We start from the raw sequence: 19,470 nt of genomic DNA, 5'->3' as shown, positions 1-19,470 counted from the left end.
TTAAATCAATTGGAGATTTAAACCATGGCACTGAATGTGATTACCGCAGCGGTTTTGAATGCATTTAATACAGCAATCAAAACAGCCTTTAACAAAGGGCTGGCCGCACAAAACGAAGATTGGAAAATGATTGCGAAGGAAATCCCATCCGACGCAAAAAGCAACACTTATGCATGGTTGAGCCAGTTCCCGGCCTTCCGTGAGTGGGTGGGTGCTCGGGTGCATAAGGCCGTGAAAGAGCGTGCCTACAGCGTGGATAACCGCAAGTTTGAAACCACGCTGGATGTGCCTCGCACTGACTTTGAAGACAACAATCTCGGCATGTACTCCGGCATTGCTGAAAGCTTTGGCCAGAGTGTGGGCGACCTCAAAAACGACCTGGTGTTTGGGGGCATTAAATCCGGTTTGGACCAGATTTGCTACGACGGGCAGTTTTTCTTTGACACCGACCACCCTGTGGCACCAAACGAAGATGGCACTGGTACCGCTGCGACAGTGAGCAATTACCAGACCGGTACTGGCGAGTTGTGGGTGTTGTTATGCACCAAGCGCGCCCCGCAGCCTTTTTACCTGCAAAACCGCACGGGTGCGCCTGAGTTTGTGGCAAAAACCAATGCAGCCACCAGCGATGCTGTATTTGAAAATGATGTGTTTAGCTGGGGTGGCCGTTGGCGCGGTAGTTTTGCGTTTGGCTTCTGGCAGTTGGCATTTGGTAGCAAGGCGACATTTAACGACACCAATTTCAACGCAGCTTATAACGCCATGATGCAAGTCAAGGCTGATGGTAACCGCCCATTGAACATTGTGCCGGATACCTTGGTGGTTGGCCCGGCTAACCGCGTGGCAGCTGAAAACCTGATCAATGCACGTACCTTGCCAAACGGCGCAGACAACGTCTTGTATCAGCGCGTGAAGTTGATTGTTAACCCATTAATGGCTTAACACCTGGTTAAAGGTCTGCCTGGCAGACCTTTACTGCCCATCAATTTATCAAGGATTAAATCATGGCTAAAAATTTATATGTGCGGGTGAAACCTAAAGGCCCGGTCACTACTTTCCACCGTTGTGGCATGTTGTTTGGCTTGTTGTGGGTTTTGCTGACCGACCTGGACGACGCCACTGCCGAACGCCTGGAAAACGAGCAAATGCTGGAAACCAGCTTAGAGAAGCCAGAGGGCTTTGACGACCAGGTGGCAGAAACGCCAGCCGATGAAGCTGCTGCTGGCAGCGCTCTGGCACCAGACGCTGAAACCGGCTTGGTTGGCTCTGGCCTTTTGCCAAGTGTGATTAATTATGCGGGCGGTTTTGAAATCACCCTGGGTGACCTGGTGCAAGAAGTGCATACCGCCAGTGGTTTGTCTGTGGGTGACTGGAACGGTTTGGCTGACCAGGCGCGTGAAACGCTGCTGCAGGTGTATGTGGATCAGTTGAATAAACACCATGACGAAATGGCCGCGCTGTTTAAAGACTTGAAGGATGTCGAAACCGTGCGTGATGGACTGCAAGCTAAGGTCAATGAGCTTGATAGCCAGGTGGGGAAATTGCAAGGCGAAGTAACGACATTGGAGTCTGAGTTGAAAAAGGCTCAGGGAGAGCTAGTCGCAGCCAATGAAAAGCTGGCTGCAACCGCTCAGCCATCTGCAGCGGCCAAAACCACCACAAAAACCAAGGCTAAGTAAGCATCATGCCATTCGCCACCCGCACCGATCTGCTCAAACTGACTAAGGTAGATAAGTTGGCCCAGCTCGCTGTGCCAGCCGACATGCCAATGCCAGAGGGGGAGATTTTGCGGGTGGCGCTGGAAGGCGGTGACCTTAACCAGTTCACCGAGTTTGACCGTGACTTGATTGCGCTGGCGCTGACGAATATTGACCAGGCATTGACCGATGCCACGGCGGCTGTGGTTGCCTACGGCATCGCTGAGGCGGATGCCAACCCGTTGATTGCACGCATGACGGCCCGAGTGGCGTTTTACATGCTGGCCGATGCTCAGGAAAGCGTGAGCGAAGAATTGATGACTAGCTACAACGCGGTGATCAAGCAGCTGCAGATGCATGCACGTGGCGAGATCAACCTCACGCCGAGCAGTACAGCCCCGGTGATTGAGGGCGATGTGATTGAGATCACCAGCAACCCGAGCCGCTATATCCCTAACGGTTCTGGCGCTGATTGGGACACCTGGTAATGCTGAGTATTGCGCCAGTCATCACGCTGCTAAAAGCACCCACCACAAAGGTGGATAAATGGTTTAGGCATGTGGGCAATGACTACAGCTATGCCAACCTGGACCCAAACAATGTGCCGACGCCATCAGCTTATGTGTTGCCAGCACGTGAAACCGTGACCGCATCTGGCGAAAACGACGACACGCTGGAGATTAGTTTTGATGTGGTCATTGCGGTTGATCGGCCAGTGCGCAGAGATGACGATGAAGCCGATGAACACCTGCGCAAATACCGCCGAGAGGTGTATCGGCGCTTGCGTGGTAAGCGGCTTGAGGCTGGTTTAAAGCCGCTTAAATATGTTGGTGGTCGCATCTTGCGCACCACAAAAAAGGATGTGATGTGGGTGGAAACCTACAAGTTTACAGGCTCGGTGGATGCCTATCTGGACAACCCGCCGAACTTTGAAAGTGTTGACTATAAAGGAGTCACTCCATGAATTATTCATTTAATTTTATCCCCGAATCTATCCGGATGCCGGGGTCTTATATCGAGTTTGACCCCTCGCAAGCTGGGCTTGGCGATGACATGCCTGCGGTGTTGATTGTCGGGCAAAAACTCGCAGCAGGCACTGCCCCAGCTGGTGAAATTACCCAGGTGAGCAGTGTTGAAGATGCCATGGTTAAAGCCGGTGGCCGCTCGATGCTCGCGGATATGGTGCGAGATTACCGCAGACGTGACCAGGTGCTTGATCTGTTTATTTTGCCATTGGCAGATAACTCTGCTGGCACCGCTGCCACAGCCACCATTGTAGTGAATAGCCCGGCCACGGCTGACGGCACATTGTCGCTGTATATCGATGGTCAAGAGGTCTCGGTGGGTATTACCTCAACCATGACCACTGCGCAAATTGCTGCAGCCATTGCCGCAGCTGTAGGCACCGAGGCCATTGCCGCACTGACAGAGGGCAATAATATCCCCTGTGATGCCGCCGCAGCAGCATCTACCGTCACGCTCACAGCGTTGCATAAAGGCACCTGCGGCAACAATATCGATGTGCGCCTGAATTTATACCAGGAGCGCACGCCAACTGGTTTGAGCCTCACCATCAACGGCTTTGCAGGTGGTGCCGGTGACCCGAACACGCCTGATTTAAATGTCTTGCTTGAGCCTCGCTACTTTAAATATGTGGCGCTGGGGATTAACAACCTTGCAACGTTTACCGCCTGGCACAGCGTTGTTAAAACCCGCTTGCAACCAGAAAACCAAGAGTACACACAGATTTTTAGTGCCTACCGTGGCGACTATGCGTCTGCTTACAGCTTCGGCGGCAGCCTCAATTTTGAGTTGCTCAGTGTGCTAAGCCTGGGCATTAACCCGACCAGCACCTGGCGTGCTGCGGCTATGTATGCCGCAGCGTGTGCACCCAAGCTTTACAGCAGCCCGCAAGAGAGCCTAGAAGGCCGCGAGCTGACTGGCATGGTGGGTGTCAATTATCACATCTGGCGTGATGCCAACAGCCTGCTGTTTAAGGGCATGAGCATTATGAACATAGCGCAAGACGGCACCTGCACGATTCTGCGCCCGATCAGCACCTATCAAAAGCGCTCAGATGGTAGCGCTGATGATAGCTATTTGGACATCAACACGCTGGCGATTTTGGACAAAACCCGTCGCCTGCAACGTAACGAGGCGCGCAAGTGGATTGGTTATTCAGCCGCCGCATCCGCTGAGGGCTTTAAGCCTGGCTTGAAAATTGTCACCAAAGACAGCGTCAAGGCCATGTTGCTGAGCCTCTATAAAAACGATCTGCAATATGAATACGGCCTGGTGCAAAACTACGACTTTTACAAGTCGACCTTGCAAGTTGAACAGGACCCGACAAATCCAAGCCGCTTTAACTTTGTTGACCAGCCGGTATTGGTATCGCCTTACTACATGTTGACGGGCCGCAACCAGTTCCGCAAGGTGGCTGATTAAGCAGGCTTTAAAGCCAGTTTGACGATTGTTTAAACAGTTTTTGAAAGGACACTCACATGTCTAGTTTGATGAATATCCGCACCGTGGTGATCCCCAGCATTGGGAAACTGCCACTGGCTGAAGACCCTGGCACATTTACGCCCAGCGGCTTTATGCGAAACAACAAAAACGGCCGCTTGCCAGAAGATGGCGGCTACATGCAAAGCAACCAGTCGGCACAGCTTGAATGCAACATCAACCTCAAGCCGGGGCTGGATGTGGTGGCGATCAATGCCGTGGCCAATGAAGATATTGTGGTCACGCTTGAAGATGGCCAGGTGCACATGATGAGCGGTGCAGCTTGTATGGCACCGGTGGCGATTGGCAATGGTGAGAGCCGCATCACATTCACCAGCCCCACCAGCGAGCGCATTGGCTAACCATGCAGCAGCTCACTATCAAACGCGGCGATACCTTTTATGCCGAGTGCCAGCTCGTTGATGAGTTTGGCGCGGGTGCACCGATCACCGGCATGGTGGTCAGCGCCCGTTTGGTAGACCGTGGCGGCAATGTCGCCAAGACGCTTGCCACGCAAGTGCTCAATGATAACGAGGGCAAGTTTGCTCTCAGCAAGTTTGAAACAACCACCATCCCCGCAGCGCTCTACACCCTAGAGATCAATTACTCGATCAACGGCGCAACCGTCACCAGCACCGCTTTTGAGCTGATGGTAAGCAAGGCAGTGATTAAAGAACCGGTGCGCTTTGCGCAAGTTGGCTCAGTCATCGGCAATACCCGTGTGGTGATCACCGTGCCTGCGACTGATATCGAGATCAATGTATGGTCAAGCAGCTGGGATGTGCAGTGGGCGAATGATTAGGAGTAAAAAATGCAAAGTCAGATTGATCCAGAACTGCCAGAAGAAACCAGCGGCCCGAATATCGGCAAGATTCTAGTCTCACGCCTGCGCCAGGCATTGGGATTTGCACGTGATGAGAGTACCGCACATGGGAACGCGATTGAAGAGTTGACCGAAGCTCTCGCCAACAAGCTTGATTCTTCCGATGCAACGGGCTTCGCAACGGCTGCTCAGGGGCTGAAGGCTGATAACGCTGTGCAACCGTCCGAACTGATGCAATTTGATAACTCAATACCTGGCAAGGTGCGATCTGCGATTTTGACTGGGATTGAATTTACTGTTAATGCGGCTATTACGGCAGCAGATTCAGTCCTAGTTGCGCTGGGTAAATTGCAGAAACAGATCACAGATCACCTAGCAGACTCAAAGGGGCATCTAAATGCCATGCAAAAGGGTAATTCAAATATCGCAGGCACTGCTGGCCTAAGCGCATCCGGTTCTTTGATTGCTTTGGATGGATCGGATACTGGCGCTATGACATTAAAAGAACTAAAAAAGGCTTTTGATGCAGGCAGGTTTTTTGGTCCGCCGCGCGCACTATTAGCGTCTCGCAATAATCGCCCGAATACCTCGCGTCGGCAAATGACATATACGCCATCAGGTCAGCCTACCAGTGGCAAGCGGCGCATGTTGACCTATCAATATCACGTTATTGGATCAGGTGATAGAAAGACTCTGCAAGTTATCATTGATAATTTCTTCTTTGACGGAAACGCAACTGGCGGGCAAGGCGTAGCAACTGGAAATGCTATAACTGTATGTTCTGTGAGCGCCCAAATCGCAGTTGCAAACTCACCGATTATTAATTTCACCAAAGGTGGGCTGTCAACATGGACAGTAGCAAATGGCGAAAAAGAGTCTATAACCGATGAGATGCTGGGCAATTTCCCTAATGGGACAGCATATATGGTACGTGTCGAAATCGAAGTTGATTATAACCAATACGTACCGTGCATGGAGGTCGCGGATACATCCAACGCACTTACCGCTACTTTATACGACCCAGCAATTAATACCTGGAATAAAAACTCAACTTCATATCAGTGGGGGCCGAGCTGGTCTACCGGCACGGCTGGTAATACTACCAACGTGATTGGTATGGGTGTACAACTGGTCGGTAAATTTGCAGATTCGGTGGTCGGTGAACCGATGGTACTCTGTGGATTTTTTGATAGTATCGGTCAAAATGGACATGATGGTACAGGGCAAACGTCGTACTTTTATAGACTGTTGCAGCAGTATGGCATCGCAGGCGGTAGCGTCGGACGTATCGGTGGGCAGAGCGATATTGTCACAGCAAATGCGTACGGTACTTACCTTGTCAAATATAGCAATTGCGGTATGGAAGAATTCGGGACTAATACTGTCAGTGGCACTGAAACACTGGCTCAGTTGCAAGCTCGATGCCTTGCAACTTGGGCTGCAATTCGTGCTGCCGTGCTACCAGCACCGAAAAACAATCCTTACTTTTTATTTCGGACTTATCTGTTACTTAATACAAACTCTGGCAATACCGCACCAGCATCGGCTAAATGGAATGCTGGCGGGATGGTCGAGCTTTTTAACGCATGGTTGGAAACAGTCAAGGGAACGCCAACAGGCCCGGACTATGTGATCGACCCAAGCATTGGGTCGGGAGGCTCATTGAGAAAATCGACATCCGGTAAAGGCACTCTGAACAGCGATTACTACTTGTGGGGTGCAGGATTGACACTTGAGGGCCTTCACGTTGCCAGCCCTGGCGCAACAATTGCCGCTGCAAACGTCAACGCTCAATTGCCATCATATAGTTAGGGGACTCAAATGGATATAAATACACAAGTAATCTTTAATCAAGCACCAGATGCTGAGCCTGTTTGTCTTATGATGCAATTTCCAGCAATGATTACAGCTATTGATTCTGATAATAGCGCCGATTTGACAGTTTGGAGACCTGATGGGCAGATGGTCTTTAAAAAGGGCGTGCCCCTCAAAAAGATTGACGATGATAGTCAAGCCGAAACATGGTCTTTGGTTGAATAAAAGTGAGCAATATATGATCCAACACTCCCTAAAACACCCCATCGTTATCAGTGAAAACAAAACCATCACTGAGGTAAAAATTAAAGAGTTTCCTACCGCTGAGGATTACCTGGCATTCGACATGCCAGGCCGCAATGCGCAACTGATAGCGCTGGTGGCAAGTATGACTACGCAAGATGAATCGATCATCAAGAAAATGCACGGTGATGACTACAAAGAGCTTTCACTGATCTGCGACAAGATGGCTTACCCTGAGTTTTATGCCGCTGAAAAACCTGCAGAAGCTAAGGCGGCTGCAGAAAAAAAAGAGCAAGAGTCTTGATGGCAGTGAGCCTGGTGGCTCGCGGCTTGCATCAAGACATAGACACTGTTCTCACATGGCCGATCAACAAGCTCTTTACGTTTGCGAGTATTGCTGCCGAGTTTGAGGGAAGGAAGTTTAAATAGGGGCTTAGGCCCCTTTTTTATTGTCTGCCGTTTGTAGCGAAACATTTCCCGTCTCTTCACGCCCCACGCGCGCGCGTAAGCTGTGCCTTATCTCTCAAGGCCAGCCATGAATACCCAAACCGTTAACCTCAAGATTGTTTTAAACCGTGGTGACACCATCCCCGGTTTACGCCAGATTGGCAATGAGAGCGCTGCAATCTCGCAACGTGTAAGCCGTGCCCAGGTGCAGGCAAACAATGAGATCACCCGCAGCTATGAGCGGCTGCAGATTGATGTGGTTGCCGGTGCTCGCCGCACTGCCCAGGCTCGCGAGATGTTGGGCATTCGCTCTGAAAATATCATCCGTAGTGAGATCAACCGGACTCGCGAGGCCTATGAGCAGCTGGCTCGTTCTGGCGCGTTTAATGCGAGAGAATTGGCGCGTGCTCAAGATGCCATGGTTCGCAAGGTGAAAGAACTTAACGCTGAACTACGCACAGGTAATAGTCTGCAAGAGAAGGCTAACAATCTGGTAACTACAGCGGCGGCTTTAAGTGCGGGTGGCTATGTCGCGAAACGAATCATTGGCGCGCCACTGGCAAGCTATGAAACGCTTGAGGCAGCAAAGGCTGATTTGCGTATTGCCATGATGGATAAAACTGGCGTAGAGCCAGCAAATTATCAATCTGTCATGCGCCAGACCGTGAAGTTGGGCAACGAGCTACCAGGCTCAGCAAAAGACTTTACTGGTGCAGCAATTGCTTTAAAACAGCAAGGCATGCCAGACAGTGCAGTATTAAATGGTGGCTTGAGATCGGCTGCTTATTTTTCCGTGCTTAATGACATGGACCCGTATCGGGCAGCTCAAACAATTGCTAAAACCCGCGAAGCCTATGGCTTAAAAGACAAAGAACTGCCACAAACAGCAGATTTAATGCAACGCGCTCGCTTTGGGTTCGGTATTGCACCTGAAGACTTTATGGCAGTTGCCTCATATGCTGCGCCTACATACCGTGAACTAGGTTTGACGGGCATTAAAAATACAAAAGAACTGTTTGCCATACAGGGTATTGCCGCACAACAAGGACTAGAAAATACATCGTTTGGCACTAATTTTTCGATGATGCTTGCGCGAACTGCTCAGTTCGATGGCCGCCTTAATAAAAATAGCAAAGAAGCGCGAGAAATTAAAAAGATGCTTGATGGTTATGGCATCGATATGAACTTCTTTAATAAGCAAGGCGAGTTTGGTGGTGTCCGTAATGCGATTAGCCAATTTGAAAAATTAAAGCCGCTCTCAGATCAGGATCGCATCAAGGTCTTAACAAAACTATTTGGTGTTGAAGCGGCAAGGCCAGCATCCATCTTGGTTGACTCTGGTGTTAAAGGATTTGATAAAGCTCTGCAACTGATAGATAGCCAGGCCAGCCTTGAGCAACGTATTAAGGTTAAAACATCTACATTGCAGTCAAGAAAAGATGCTGCATCAGGCAATATTGATAATGCGATGGCATCTGTTGGTGAGTCAGTATCGGCACCGGCTAAAGCCTTTTATGACAAGGTTGGCGAATATGCCTCACGTGCACAACCCTTTCTTGAGCGCAACCCTAAGACTGCAGCAGCGGGCCTGGTAACGACTGCAGCAGCGGGTGGCGGTTTAACTACACTCGCTGCCAGCAGTTTGGCAGATCGGTTTTTAGCGACTGAAACTGGCGCCGCTTTGGCAAATGTTTTTCCATTCTTAAGGCCTGCTGCAAGTGTGATGAGTAAAACTGCTGGCGCAGTAAGAACGGCTGGCGCTTATGCAGGTGCGGTGCCTGGCATGGCTGGTTTAGAGTTGACCAGCATGATGCCTGTCATGGCTACAATGAATGGCATCAACAACACATTCATGGGCGGCAATTTGAATGTGAGTGATTTGATTGAGCGATTTATTGTGCCAGCGATTAAAGAACAGCCGCCAGCTGAAGTTAAGACCACGGTTGAAGTTAAGTTGTCTGACGGTCTTAAGGCAGTTAGCCAGACCTCACAAAGTTTTGGGCCTGTAAAAGCGTTTTTTGAAACTGGCTCAGTTTGGGGGCAACCATGAGTTGGATGGAGCGTTTAAACCGAGGCACTTGGAAGAATCGGGATTTTTTAACAGAGAATCACAATGCGAGTTTTGGTCGCAGACTGGTTATCCACGAATACCCAAATCGCGATGATGCTGAGGTTGAAGACCTTGGCGCGATGGCTAAGGGTTGGCAGATCAATGCTTATTTCATTGGCCCGAATTACGATATTGAGGCTGATGAGTTTTTAAATGTGCTTGCTGAGCCTGGTGCCGATTGGTTGATGCACCCTTACCTTGGTGAAATATGGGTGCGGCCTTGGAAGTGGACGCGCTCGGAGCAAGTTGGAGAAGATGGCTATTGCAAGTTTAGTATCACTTTTGCGCCCGGAGGCAGACAACCTTTTGAGCCAACGGTGGATAAGGTTGATAGAGCCTCGGCAGCGATTGAGGATGCGCAAGACAAAATCAAAGATAATTTTGAACTGCAGCCGATGACTGGCAGTGTGTTTGATGACCTGGTGGCAGACGTGCAAAGCAAGCTCGATGTGATGCGCAAGGCGATTGCTATGGCGACGCTGCCATTGAGCAAATCCAATCAGGTACTGACCATCATCAATGGCATTAAAACCGATGTGCGCACCTTGCTGGGCTTGCCGCAGCAATATGCCAACACATTGGCAAGCTTTGCCAATGTGCTTGCGTTTTTAGATAGCCCGGACGATGACTTGACCGTGCCGGTGCGTGTGCGGGCCGTCACGCGCTTGACCAGCACGGTAAACAACCCGCCAGCATTTGCCAGCAACAGCACACAAACAGCTGCACTGATTGCAAACAATGCTGCCGAGCAGGATCTGCGCAACCAGCTGCTGCTCACCTCGGCGGCTGGTCTGGCGATTACCACTTACCAGGACGCAGAGACACGTGACCGCGTGCTGCAGGCGCTGCTCGATGGCATAGATAGCGTGCTCAACAATGCCAAGCCTGATGTGTTTAATGCGCTGCTCGATATGCGGGCAGCGTTGATTGATGCCTTGCTTGACCAGGACTTGAGTAACTACCAGACCAAGCAGGTAGTGAACTTTATGCCTGCCTGTGTGCTGGCGCACCAGCTCGATATCATTGAGGCTGACTTTGTGCAGCTCAATGGTGTAGCGCACCCTCTATTCGTAGCGGGGACAGTCCGTGGATAATGTCGTCGCCCTTAAATTCAACGGCCTGCAGTTTGATGACTGGCAGGAGGTCAATATCCGCCAGAGCATTGACGAGCTGGTCACCCAGGTGCAGCTCGGCTTTGCCCGGCCAGGCACCGGCACCCCGTTTCCTATCGACGTCAACACAGTGGCGCAGGTCTTGATCAATAACCAACTGATCAGCACCGTGCGCACCGATAGCGCCCCCCGCCGCATTACTGAAAACAGCCACAGCAACCAGTTTATGGGCCGAAGCCTCGGCCGTGAGTTGGTGGACACACAATACAGCGCCACCTATAAAAACCTCACAGTTAGCGAGATTGTGAAACGCATTTGCACGCTGTTTAAAGTGCCTTTGACGCCTTTTCAAAGCACAGCGCTGGTGCCTGATTTTTCCATGCAGTCTGAAAGCCCAGCCAATGCTATTGTCAATGCTGCACGCACCGCTAACCTGCTGATTTACCCAACGCCAGAAGGTGGGCTGGTGATGGCTGAGCCGGACAATAACCCGCCGGTGGCCACGCTGGAAATGGGCAAGCAGATTAAGGCGCTGGTGATTAATGATGACTATCGCCAGAGGTTTAGCGAGTACCTGGTCAAGAGCTTTGATTACGGCGCTAATACGGCGCGCAGGGGTACGGTTAAGGATGAGGGCCTGACGTTTTTCCGGCCTATGCATGTGATTGCTGACCGCATGGGTAACAGCCTGGGCGCATTGCAGCGTCGCGCAGAAATGGAGCGCAACCGCAGACTGGCACGTGCGCATAGCCTGGTGGTGACAGTGGTCGGCTGGGGCTATGAGCAAAACGGGATCTGGCACCCTTGGCAGCTCAACACACAAGTGCGTGCGGTGGTGACTGATGAGGGCATTGATCAAACCCTGCTGATCAGCGACATCGAGCTGACTCAAGATGACCGCTCCGGGACGCTTGCCACGTTGACGCTGGTGCACCGAAATGCGTTTGTCGGCCAGCCACCGACAGTGAAAAAGAAAAGCGCTGCAGCGAGAAAGGCAAGACGATGATTGCCCATGTTTGGCGGCGGCTGCAGTTGATGATAGCGCAAGGCATAGGCCTACGCGTAAGTACGCATACCGTGCAAATTAAGTGCCTTGATGGTGAGGTGCTGGACAACATTGACCGTATTCAACCTTATGGATTTTCATATCGCCCGCACAGCGGACATCAGGCTTATGAGGTCTTTCCATCGGGTGATCGCTCACATGGGTTTTGTCTGATTGCTGGTGATCGTCGTTATACCTTAGAGCTTCAAGATGGCGAAGTCGCGCTGCATGACGACCAAGGCCAAATGGTCAAGATGGAGCGTGATCAGATGTTGATCAGCTCACCAAAAAAAATCCGCTTTGAGTCCCCAGACATTGAAATTGTCGCCAGCGAGCGCTTTGCATTTCAAACCAACGGCCACGGGCAAGAGTGGCTGCCAACCAAGATCAACACCTGGCAAATTGGCGAAGAGCCAGGCGAAGCGCACCCGATATCGCCCCCGGAGTTTTAAATGCTCAAACTCGTACAAACTGAATATGGCCATTTTGACTTGGCCGTGATTGAAGCCACTGAGGATACGGGTAAAGCACGCGCAAAAACTGCAGTGTATGCCGCGTTATTCACTGACCAGATCGCCCCTGAAGACCGTGTAGAGGATGGTGAAAACCGTCGCGGTTGGTGGTTTGATGAAAACCTCGGCACTGGCCTGTGGTATGTGCGACGCCAGGCACTGACCGAGTCAGCCAAGCGCGAAACCATGCGCATGATCCGCGAGGCACTGGTAAATACAGAAGGCATGACCGATATCGCAGTGACTGAGCTGAGTGACCAGCGAAACGTTTCGCTACTCGTGCTCGATATTCGTGGCGCATATGATGGGGTCAACTTCTACACCGAGTTTAAGAGTAATTTAATCCCTCGCGCCCAGGTGCCTTTAAGCAATACCTGGGATGTGCAGTGGGATATTGAATGGGCTGATTAATGGCATATATTGCACCAACTTTTGCAGCACTTAAAGCGCGCATCGAGCAAGACTTGAGCGCGCTTGTGCCTATGTTGAGGTTGGCGCTTGCAGTTGTGTTTTCTAAGGCTGTGAGCAGCTTGCATGTGCATCTTGAGTGGATCGACCAGCAATGCTCGCCGCTAACTTGTAGCCTTGAGCGCCTTTATGATTGGGCGGTGCTTTACGGCGTCACGCGGCTCGATGCCACTTTTGCCACCGGCCAAATTGCCGTCACCGGCAATGTGGGTGCCTTTGTTTTATTAGATGAATTATTGCGGGCAGACAATGGCTTGGATTATGCAGTGACGGCTGCCGTTGAGTTAACCAGTGGCGTTAACCTGGTCTCAATTAAATGTACCACTGCTGGCCTGGCTGGCAATTTAAGCGCGGGTAGCAAGCTCACCTTTGTTGAGCTGCAGGCAGGGGTTGATAGTGAGACCACTGTGGATGCCAATGGCATCACAGGCGGGGCAGCGCAAGAAGACGTAGAAACATGGCGCGCCCGCGTGGTGGATGAATGGCAAGTGGTCACCGAGTATGGTGGCCGCAGTGGTAAAAACCGCGATTATGTGGCTTGGGCTAAAAAGGCGCACCCTTCAGTGACTGGTGCATTGGTTTACCGCAATATTTTAGGCATTGGCACGATACTGGTCCGGCCAATTTGTAATGGCTTAGAAGGCAGGTTGCCGACGACGGCGATTATGGATGCCATTGCCGCCAAGTTTTTAGAGCTAGCCCCGGCCGGTGCTGATTGGCGTTTAGCCTTGCCTCTGCAACAGCTTGTGACCGTCAATTTAACACTCAATCCGGCCGTGGACAGCGAAGCCAACCGTGCCTTAATCACCAATGCTATCAATAACTTGATATTGGCTGAAAACTCTGAAACCAGCGTGATATATCAAGCAGAACTTGATGCAGCCATTGCCAGTGTGACTACGCAATACACCCGCAATGCCCCATTAGACGATATCACTGTCAACAGCGGTTCTGTGTTTATTCTTAACGCGGTGGTGTTCTCATGAAGCTGCGCTTTCACACCGTGCGAGACTATGCAAATGCAATGCTTAATTTGTTGCTAGAGGGTGCCGCATGGCGTTGGCCTGTTGATGGCCTGGGCGACAAGATATTTCAGGCGTTTGCAGTTGAGCTGCTGCGCATTGAGTTGATCTGCCAGCAAGTGCTTGATCGCGCCATCACGCTACATACACCAGCCCCTAACAGCTACACCTTGGCTGATTATCAGGCAGTGGCTGATGCCGCTGCTGCGCAATTTTCTGAAACGCTCCCACGCCAAGCCAGCCGTGCTGGCCGTGCACGTGCCGGGCAGCGTTTGTGGTCATCTGCTGCTGAGGGTAGCACCTGGCCGATAGCCAAGGTAAAAGTGGCGCATTTGCAAGGACCTAGCATTGTCGGTAAATCAAGAGCAGGCCAGCGCCTCATGGGTGAGCGATCACGCTATGTGTTGCGTGTGTGGTATTACGCTGGCGTGGTTAACCCGGACGTGATTGCCGCTGCACTCAACGATTTTAAACAGTCTCATATGGTGCTCTTCTTTGAAGATATCACCACCAACGCGGGGAATAAATACTATGCATAGAGTTGATGGGCCGGGCAACGTTGCCGGGCATTGGGTGGCGGAAGACCCTGAAAACAATATTCCAGGCACGCAGATTACAGAAGACATCATGGAGGCTCTTCAGGAGGAGGTGTGCGCTGTTATTGAGTCTCGCGGTAAGGTGCTCAACAAATCCAACAACAATCAGTTGCTGGAAAGCATCATGGAGATTGCCTCTGGGGCTGACCTGATTGCCAGATATGCCACTATCGGCAATATCTCTTTAACTGGTGCAGCAGTACAGGCTGGCGGCGACTGGCCTGCTGTCTTGCCCAATGGCACCATTGTTCTGGTCCGGGCGCAGACTATTCCGCAAGATAATGGCCCCTATGTGGTCAATGCCACTGGTGCCTGGTCACGCCTCAATACTTTCGACAGCAGTGCCGAGATCTCACCAGGCAAGACAATCAAAGTCACCGAGGGTGTGACCCTTGCAGACTCGATATGGATGCTTGTAACAGATGCGCCGATTGTCCTGAATAGTACAGCTTTAGTTTTTGAGCGTAAGGATGCTGCCTCTGGCGTTAAATATTTTGCAAGTGGCACCGCATTGCCATCATCAAACATCGGCCCGATCTGGCATGACGATTACAACTCAATCATGACGTGGCAGGCATTCACAGCAAATGGCGCAGCCTACACGGGTTATGCCTCTGTGCTAGTTGGCAGTTTGCTCTTGGATGCACAGCCGACTCCAAGAACCGGCTACGTTAAAAACGGTACGTCCAACTTAAATCGCACTACATACGCAGCCTTGAGGGGCTGGGCTATGCATAACGGTGTCATGGTCGCCCTCGGAGTTTGGTCGGCCGGCATGATTGCAGTGGCTGACAATGGCGACGGAACAACCTTCAGAATTTATGATGTACGTGGTGAGTTCCCTCGCTTTTGGGATGATGGTCGTGGTGTTGATTCTGGGCGTGTTTGGGGTAGCGGTCAGGCGGATATGTTAAAAGCCCACGATCACCCTGGCGGCACCTCGCCATATACGGGTGGTTACGTTAATGCAAGTGGTACAGGTCCTAATGGATATAACAACGTTGGATCGACTGGCGGTTCAGAAACCCGACCCAGAAACGTGGCTATGCTTGGCGCTGTTAAATTTTAGGAATCATAATGGAAACCAAAATCGTACACAACTATTCACCAGAAGCCCCTCACATCTACCTTGGGTCTCAAGTTTGTTATAAAACGTCTTTAGACCCGGACACCTGGCAGTGGACTGGAAGCGCTTTGGAAAATGCCCCGCCAGCAACTGGCGAAAATAACATTGCAGCAGCTAATGCTGATTTCACTGATTGGGTCGTGATCGCTAATTACGTTGGCTTTAAGTATTGGTTAGCCGATGGATCAGAGTATGAAATTACTGAATATGGTGTTAGCCCACCAGCGGATGCATTGACCGAAAAACCGGTCCAGTACAAACCTCCCAAAACTGTGTTTACTTCATTAGAGTTTCTGGACAAATTTACAGAGTCTGAGCAACTTGCGGTTGTTGAAGCAACGATGACTAACGCAGCGGTAAAACTTTGGTATGACAGATTATTAGCTGCCAGCTTTTTGGATTTGGCAGACATCAGAATCCCGGATGGTTTGAATGCGCTTGTATCCGCTGGCCTGCTTGAGGCTTCAAGAGTGGCTGAAATCATGACGCCAGAGGTACAAAACTAAAAACAGGGCGAGTGATCTGACGGCGGCAACCGCCAGACCACCCGTCTCACCGTAAACCAGGTACGGATCAACCAAGACCCTGCGCCACTAGCGGCCGGGTCATTATAGGTGACCGTATGATTAACACAAAAGGAAAAAAGACCGATTTACGTTGTAACAACTGCGCAAAGAAGCTGGCCGAAGGTGAGGCCGTTTTATTGAGCATTAAATGTCCGCGATGTGGGCATGTGAATGAATTTAGTAATGCACCCCGAGAGAGGGGCGTGTGTGAGCTGTTAGCACATAATCCAGAGCATTGAGGATGATATTGGTGCCGAGGTAGCCCCATAAAGAATTGCCAGGCTGGATCATCACGGACTGGACACCTGTCGAATATATGCCCGCTGCAGGGCTGATGCGCGACTCGCCGGACGAGAGTAACCGGCAAAGAACACTAGGACGGGCAAGGCCTGCTGCAACCTTGTCGCCGCATCCGTAAGCGGCTCAAACATCGAGCGTCATGAACGCCTTTTAAACAAGGATTAATCATGGCGCAACCCTCTTTAAAAACTCGAAAGTCTCCCTTAGCCTGGGTGGGAGGAAAAAGCAAACTCACCGGCACCATCATCCCTTTAATCCCTGACCATAAATGTTATGTAGAGGTGTTTGCAGGTGCCGCGTGGGTATTGTTTCGTAAAGAGCCTAGCAAGGTTGAAGTGATCAACGATATCAATGGCGACCTGATCACCTTGTATCGAGTATTGCAGCACCATCTTGAAGAGTTTGTGCGGTATTTTAAATGGTCACTCATCAGCCGCGATGAGTTTGAGCGCCAATTGCAAGTGGCACCGCACACCCTGACTGACATACAACGCTCTGCACGTTTTTACTATCTGGTCAGGACAGCCTTTGGCGCGAAAGCAGTAAACCAGTCTTTCGGTGTGGCCAACAGCACACCGCCCAGGCTCAACTTCAACCGCATAGCCGAAGACCTCACCGAGGCACATTTAAGGCTTAGCCGGGTCACTATTGAGAACCTGGACTATGAGCAGCTGATCACTCGATACGATGGCGAGCACGTGTTTTTTTATATCGATCCGCCGTACTGGGACAATGAGACCGACTATGGCAAAGGCTTATTCAATAAATGTGACTTCACTACCCTAAGAGACAAGCTGGCCAGCGCCAAAGGTAAGTGGATGGTTAGCATCAATAACGTGCCACAGATACGTGAGTTGTTTGCAGGCTTCCACATCAGCGAAGTTAAAACGTCATACAGCATCGCCAGCAAGGGCAGCAAGCCTATGACCGAACTCTTGATCACCAACTATGATTTGCCACGCCGATAAAATTAAACCCGCTTTGAAGCGGGTTTGTATGTTGTTCAAATGGTATTTAATCGCCTTTTATTCGCATCCAGTATTCAATGCATTATGGGTGTTTATTCGCATCCTATAATCAAGCGCTATCTGTCCGAAAATCAAAGCCGCTGTACTTTATTCTTGTTTTGCCTGCGCTACTCGGCGCGGCAGATAGGGGCCCGAAAAATCCGTGAGCGCCACCTTTTGTGAATTAAAGAACGAATTTGAGTTTTTGAACGGTCCAAGCTTCAACAGTGAGCGTTTGGCGAGATGAATCCCATCCCATCACGCTTGATTTCATTGCTTGGCAGGCGGAATAAGGTTGCAGCTTGTTTGAATCCCGCAGCAGCTTACGGGTTGTGTAAGCTGCCAGGTTGAGTTCTGCAACCGCGACTGACGAGTAATGAAATCAAGGGAGCCTTTAGGCCGTGATGGCTGGGTGCCCTCTTCTTTGGTTACTTTCTGTGGGGCAAGCAACAGAAAGTAACTCGCCTACGGGCGAAATAAAATGTGGCTTAAACGATGTGATCTACTATTTGCCTAAAAATCACCTTTTCAATAACGGCGCGATCGCCGCCATCAACCTTTCCGTTGTCCCTCTATGCTGCAAGGTAAACCCCTTCGCTGCTTCCGCCATCGTACGCACTTTCACTTTATCCGCTGCCAGTGCCGCAATCATCCCATGCAACTCACTTACATCCTTTAGCTGTACCGCCGCATCCGCCATGACCGCCGCTTGCGCCACTTGCGCAAAGTTAAACATATGCGGCCCTAGTATGGTCGGTACGCCCATGGCGGCGGCTTCAATCAGGTTTTGCCCGCCTAGTGGCTGCAGGCTGCCGCCCATCACGGCAAAGTCGCTGGCGGCATAGTAGGTGTACATTTCGCCCATGCTGTTGCCCAGCACGACTTGCACATCGGCAGGCAAGGGCTGGACCAGTTCGGTGCGCAACACATAGCGCAGGCCACGGGCTTTGAGCAGCGCTTCCACCTCGGCAAAGCGTTGGGGATGGCGGGGCACCAGCAGGGTGAGCACATTTAGGCCTTGCACGGCATCGAGAATGAGCGATTCTTCGCCTTCGCGTGTGCTGGCGGCCATGCATACCGTGCGGTGTGGGCCTAGTTGCTGGCGCAAGGCTGTTCCTTTGTCGGTGCTGTCTGCGGGGGGCGTGACATCAAACTTGAGGTTGCCGCAAATCATCGGTTGGGCGGCGCCCAGGGTGTGCAGGCGTTCGGCATCGGCCTGGGTTTGGGCGGCGATGAGGGCGAGTTGCTGCAAGCCCTGGCGGGTGAGGCTGCCGAGTTTGGCATAGCCGCGCGCGGATTTTTCCGAGAGGCGGGCGCTGAGCAAGGCCATGGGCAGGTGCTGGCGGCTGGCCTGGTCAATTAAATGAAACCAGAGCTCGGTTTCCATCAGCACGCCGAATACCGGCTTAAAGTGGTTGAGAAAGCGCCTGGCTGCACCGGGGGTGTCTACCGGCAGGTAGGCTTGCAGGACACGACCACTGGTAATCTCGGTATTTAATAACTGGCTGCTGGTTGCGCGGCCGGTCGGCGTGCCGTGCGTGATCAGCAGCTGGTGTTGCGGGTAGGTGCTCAGCAAGGCGTGAATCAGCGGTTGAGTGGCACGAGTTTCGCCCACCGAGACACAATGTACCCAGATCAGCGGACCATGCACCGATTGGCGGTAAAAGCCGTAGCGCTCAGCCACATGCTGGCGGTATTCCGGCTGCTTGAGGCCGCGCCAGAACAGCTTGAGCGGCAGCAGGACGGCGACCACGGTCATGAGCAGGGTATAGACAAATCTAGGCATGGCGGTATTTTCGCATATTTGCCCAACACTGACCTGTTGCGTATTGCCGACACCGGCAAAAGCAGGTGAGTGATGACTCACCTATGCCGTAGCGCCTGTTTCTATCACGCTTAAAAAAATGCAAGATGTTGCACGCAAAAAAGCATCAAAAAAAGCGCAAAAAATCGGTTGACGGCAACTAGCTATAGGCATAAATTATCGCCAGCAACACAAGATATTGTGTTTGGTCAGGGCCCGCACCCATGTCGATGTGCAGGCCGGGCAAGCTGCATAAATACACAACAAAGCTTGTC

Annotated in this window: 22 protein-coding genes; 21 read left to right on the top strand and 1 reads right to left on the bottom strand. The window is 51.4% G+C overall.

Translation table 11 applies throughout. The features are described from left to right. Nucleotides 1-24 precede the first annotated feature (24 nt). The 21 genes from AACH41_RS13440 (at nt 25) to AACH41_RS13340 (ending at nt 17,352) form a co-directional block, all read left to right on the top strand. Nucleotides 25-942 carry a Mu-like prophage major head subunit gpT family protein gene (locus tag AACH41_RS13440; RefSeq protein ID WP_338655691.1) on the top strand — a complete coding sequence of 306 codons (918 nt, stop codon included), beginning with the start codon at nt 25-27 and terminating at the stop codon, nt 940-942. A gap of 62 nt (nt 943-1,004) precedes the next feature. Next, entirely contained in the window at nt 1,005-1,679 is a 675-nt protein-coding gene (locus AACH41_RS13435) for a hypothetical protein (RefSeq protein WP_338655689.1), read from the top strand. A gap of 5 nt (nt 1,680-1,684) precedes the next feature. After that, nucleotides 1,685-2,185, top strand: coding sequence for a phage protein Gp36 family protein (locus tag AACH41_RS13430; RefSeq protein WP_338655688.1), 501 nt, complete (start codon nt 1,685-1,687; stop codon nt 2,183-2,185). Continuing rightward, nucleotides 2,185-2,661: a hypothetical protein gene (locus AACH41_RS13425; RefSeq protein WP_338655687.1), complete on the top strand. Its 477-nt coding sequence runs from the start codon at nt 2,185-2,187 to the stop codon at nt 2,659-2,661. Before AACH41_RS13430 ends, AACH41_RS13425 begins: the two co-directional genes overlap by 1 nt. After that, nucleotides 2,658-4,142 (top strand): hypothetical protein, encoded by a 1,485-nt coding sequence (locus AACH41_RS13420; RefSeq protein ID WP_338655686.1) that lies wholly within the window; start codon nt 2,658-2,660, stop codon nt 4,140-4,142. The genes AACH41_RS13425 and AACH41_RS13420 overlap by 4 nt, the downstream gene beginning before the upstream one ends. Nucleotides 4,143-4,198: 56 nt before the next feature. Then, the gene (locus AACH41_RS13415) at nt 4,199-4,561 is read left to right on the top strand and encodes a phage tail tube protein (RefSeq protein ID WP_338655685.1); all 363 of its coding nucleotides are present in this window, start codon (nt 4,199-4,201) and stop codon (nt 4,559-4,561) included. Nucleotides 4,562-4,563: 2 nt separating this feature from the next. Then, nucleotides 4,564-5,001 carry a hypothetical protein gene (locus tag AACH41_RS13410; RefSeq protein ID WP_338655683.1) on the top strand — a complete coding sequence of 146 codons (438 nt, stop codon included), beginning with the start codon at nt 4,564-4,566 and terminating at the stop codon, nt 4,999-5,001. Between the two features lie 9 nt (nt 5,002-5,010). Next, nucleotides 5,011-6,834: a hypothetical protein gene (locus tag AACH41_RS13405; protein WP_338655681.1), complete on the top strand. Its 1,824-nt coding sequence runs from the start codon at nt 5,011-5,013 to the stop codon at nt 6,832-6,834. A 9-nt stretch (nt 6,835-6,843) separates the two neighbouring features. After that, nucleotides 6,844-7,062: a hypothetical protein gene (locus AACH41_RS13400; protein ID WP_338655679.1), complete on the top strand. Its 219-nt coding sequence runs from the start codon at nt 6,844-6,846 to the stop codon at nt 7,060-7,062. 13 nt (nt 7,063-7,075) lie between these two features. Beyond that, entirely contained in the window at nt 7,076-7,384 is a 309-nt protein-coding gene (locus tag AACH41_RS13395; RefSeq protein WP_338655677.1) for a phage tail assembly protein, read from the top strand. Nucleotides 7,385-7,615: 231 nt separating this feature from the next. Then, on the top strand, nt 7,616-9,577 hold the full coding sequence (locus AACH41_RS13390; protein ID WP_338655675.1) for a phage tail tape measure protein: 1,962 nt from the start codon (nt 7,616-7,618) through the stop codon (nt 9,575-9,577). Beyond that, nucleotides 9,574-10,731, top strand: coding sequence for a DNA circularization N-terminal domain-containing protein (locus AACH41_RS13385; protein WP_338655673.1), 1,158 nt, complete (start codon nt 9,574-9,576; stop codon nt 10,729-10,731). The genes AACH41_RS13390 and AACH41_RS13385 overlap by 4 nt, the downstream gene beginning before the upstream one ends. After that, nucleotides 10,724-11,755, top strand: a complete 1,032-nt coding sequence (locus AACH41_RS13380) for a phage baseplate assembly protein (RefSeq protein ID WP_338655671.1) — start codon at nt 10,724-10,726, stop codon at nt 11,753-11,755. The genes AACH41_RS13385 and AACH41_RS13380 overlap by 8 nt, the downstream gene beginning before the upstream one ends. Continuing rightward, a complete protein-coding gene (locus tag AACH41_RS13375; protein ID WP_338655670.1) occupies nt 11,752-12,246 on the top strand; it encodes a phage baseplate assembly protein in 495 nt (164 codons plus the stop codon). Before AACH41_RS13380 ends, AACH41_RS13375 begins: the two co-directional genes overlap by 4 nt. Next, a complete protein-coding gene (locus tag AACH41_RS13370) occupies nt 12,247-12,717 on the top strand; it encodes a phage GP46 family protein (protein WP_338655669.1) in 471 nt (156 codons plus the stop codon). Then, nucleotides 12,717-13,760, top strand: coding sequence for a baseplate J/gp47 family protein (locus AACH41_RS13365; RefSeq protein ID WP_338655667.1), 1,044 nt, complete (start codon nt 12,717-12,719; stop codon nt 13,758-13,760). The genes AACH41_RS13370 and AACH41_RS13365 overlap by 1 nt, the downstream gene beginning before the upstream one ends. Next, the gene (locus tag AACH41_RS13360; RefSeq protein ID WP_338655665.1) at nt 13,757-14,335 is read left to right on the top strand and encodes a hypothetical protein; all 579 of its coding nucleotides are present in this window, start codon (nt 13,757-13,759) and stop codon (nt 14,333-14,335) included. Before AACH41_RS13365 ends, AACH41_RS13360 begins: the two co-directional genes overlap by 4 nt. Further along, on the top strand, nt 14,328-15,461 hold the full coding sequence (locus AACH41_RS13355; protein WP_338655663.1) for a hypothetical protein: 1,134 nt from the start codon (nt 14,328-14,330) through the stop codon (nt 15,459-15,461). The genes AACH41_RS13360 and AACH41_RS13355 overlap by 8 nt, the downstream gene beginning before the upstream one ends. A gap of 8 nt (nt 15,462-15,469) precedes the next feature. After that, a complete protein-coding gene (locus AACH41_RS13350; RefSeq protein ID WP_338655661.1) occupies nt 15,470-16,024 on the top strand; it encodes a hypothetical protein in 555 nt (184 codons plus the stop codon). A gap of 116 nt (nt 16,025-16,140) precedes the next feature. Beyond that, a complete protein-coding gene (locus AACH41_RS13345) occupies nt 16,141-16,323 on the top strand; it encodes a Com family DNA-binding transcriptional regulator (RefSeq protein WP_338655659.1) in 183 nt (60 codons plus the stop codon). Nucleotides 16,324-16,551: 228 nt separating this feature from the next. Continuing rightward, nucleotides 16,552-17,352, top strand: a complete 801-nt coding sequence (locus tag AACH41_RS13340) for a DNA adenine methylase (RefSeq protein WP_338655657.1) — start codon at nt 16,552-16,554, stop codon at nt 17,350-17,352. Nucleotides 17,353-17,911: 559 nt separating this feature from the next. On the opposite strand, the gene waaA is transcribed toward AACH41_RS13340, so the two are convergent. Beyond that, a complete protein-coding gene (waaA, locus tag AACH41_RS13335) occupies nt 17,912-19,258 on the bottom strand; it encodes a lipid IV(A) 3-deoxy-D-manno-octulosonic acid transferase (protein ID WP_338655655.1) in 1,347 nt (448 codons plus the stop codon). Nucleotides 19,259-19,470 lie beyond the last annotated feature (212 nt).

This window comes from Methylophilus sp. DW102 (genome assembly GCF_037076555.1).
GTDB classification, from domain to species: Bacteria; Pseudomonadota; Gammaproteobacteria; order Burkholderiales; family Methylophilaceae; genus Methylophilus; species Methylophilus glucosoxydans.
The sequence above is the reverse complement of the archived record's forward strand: the minus strand, read 5'-3'. Positions and strand labels throughout refer to the sequence as shown.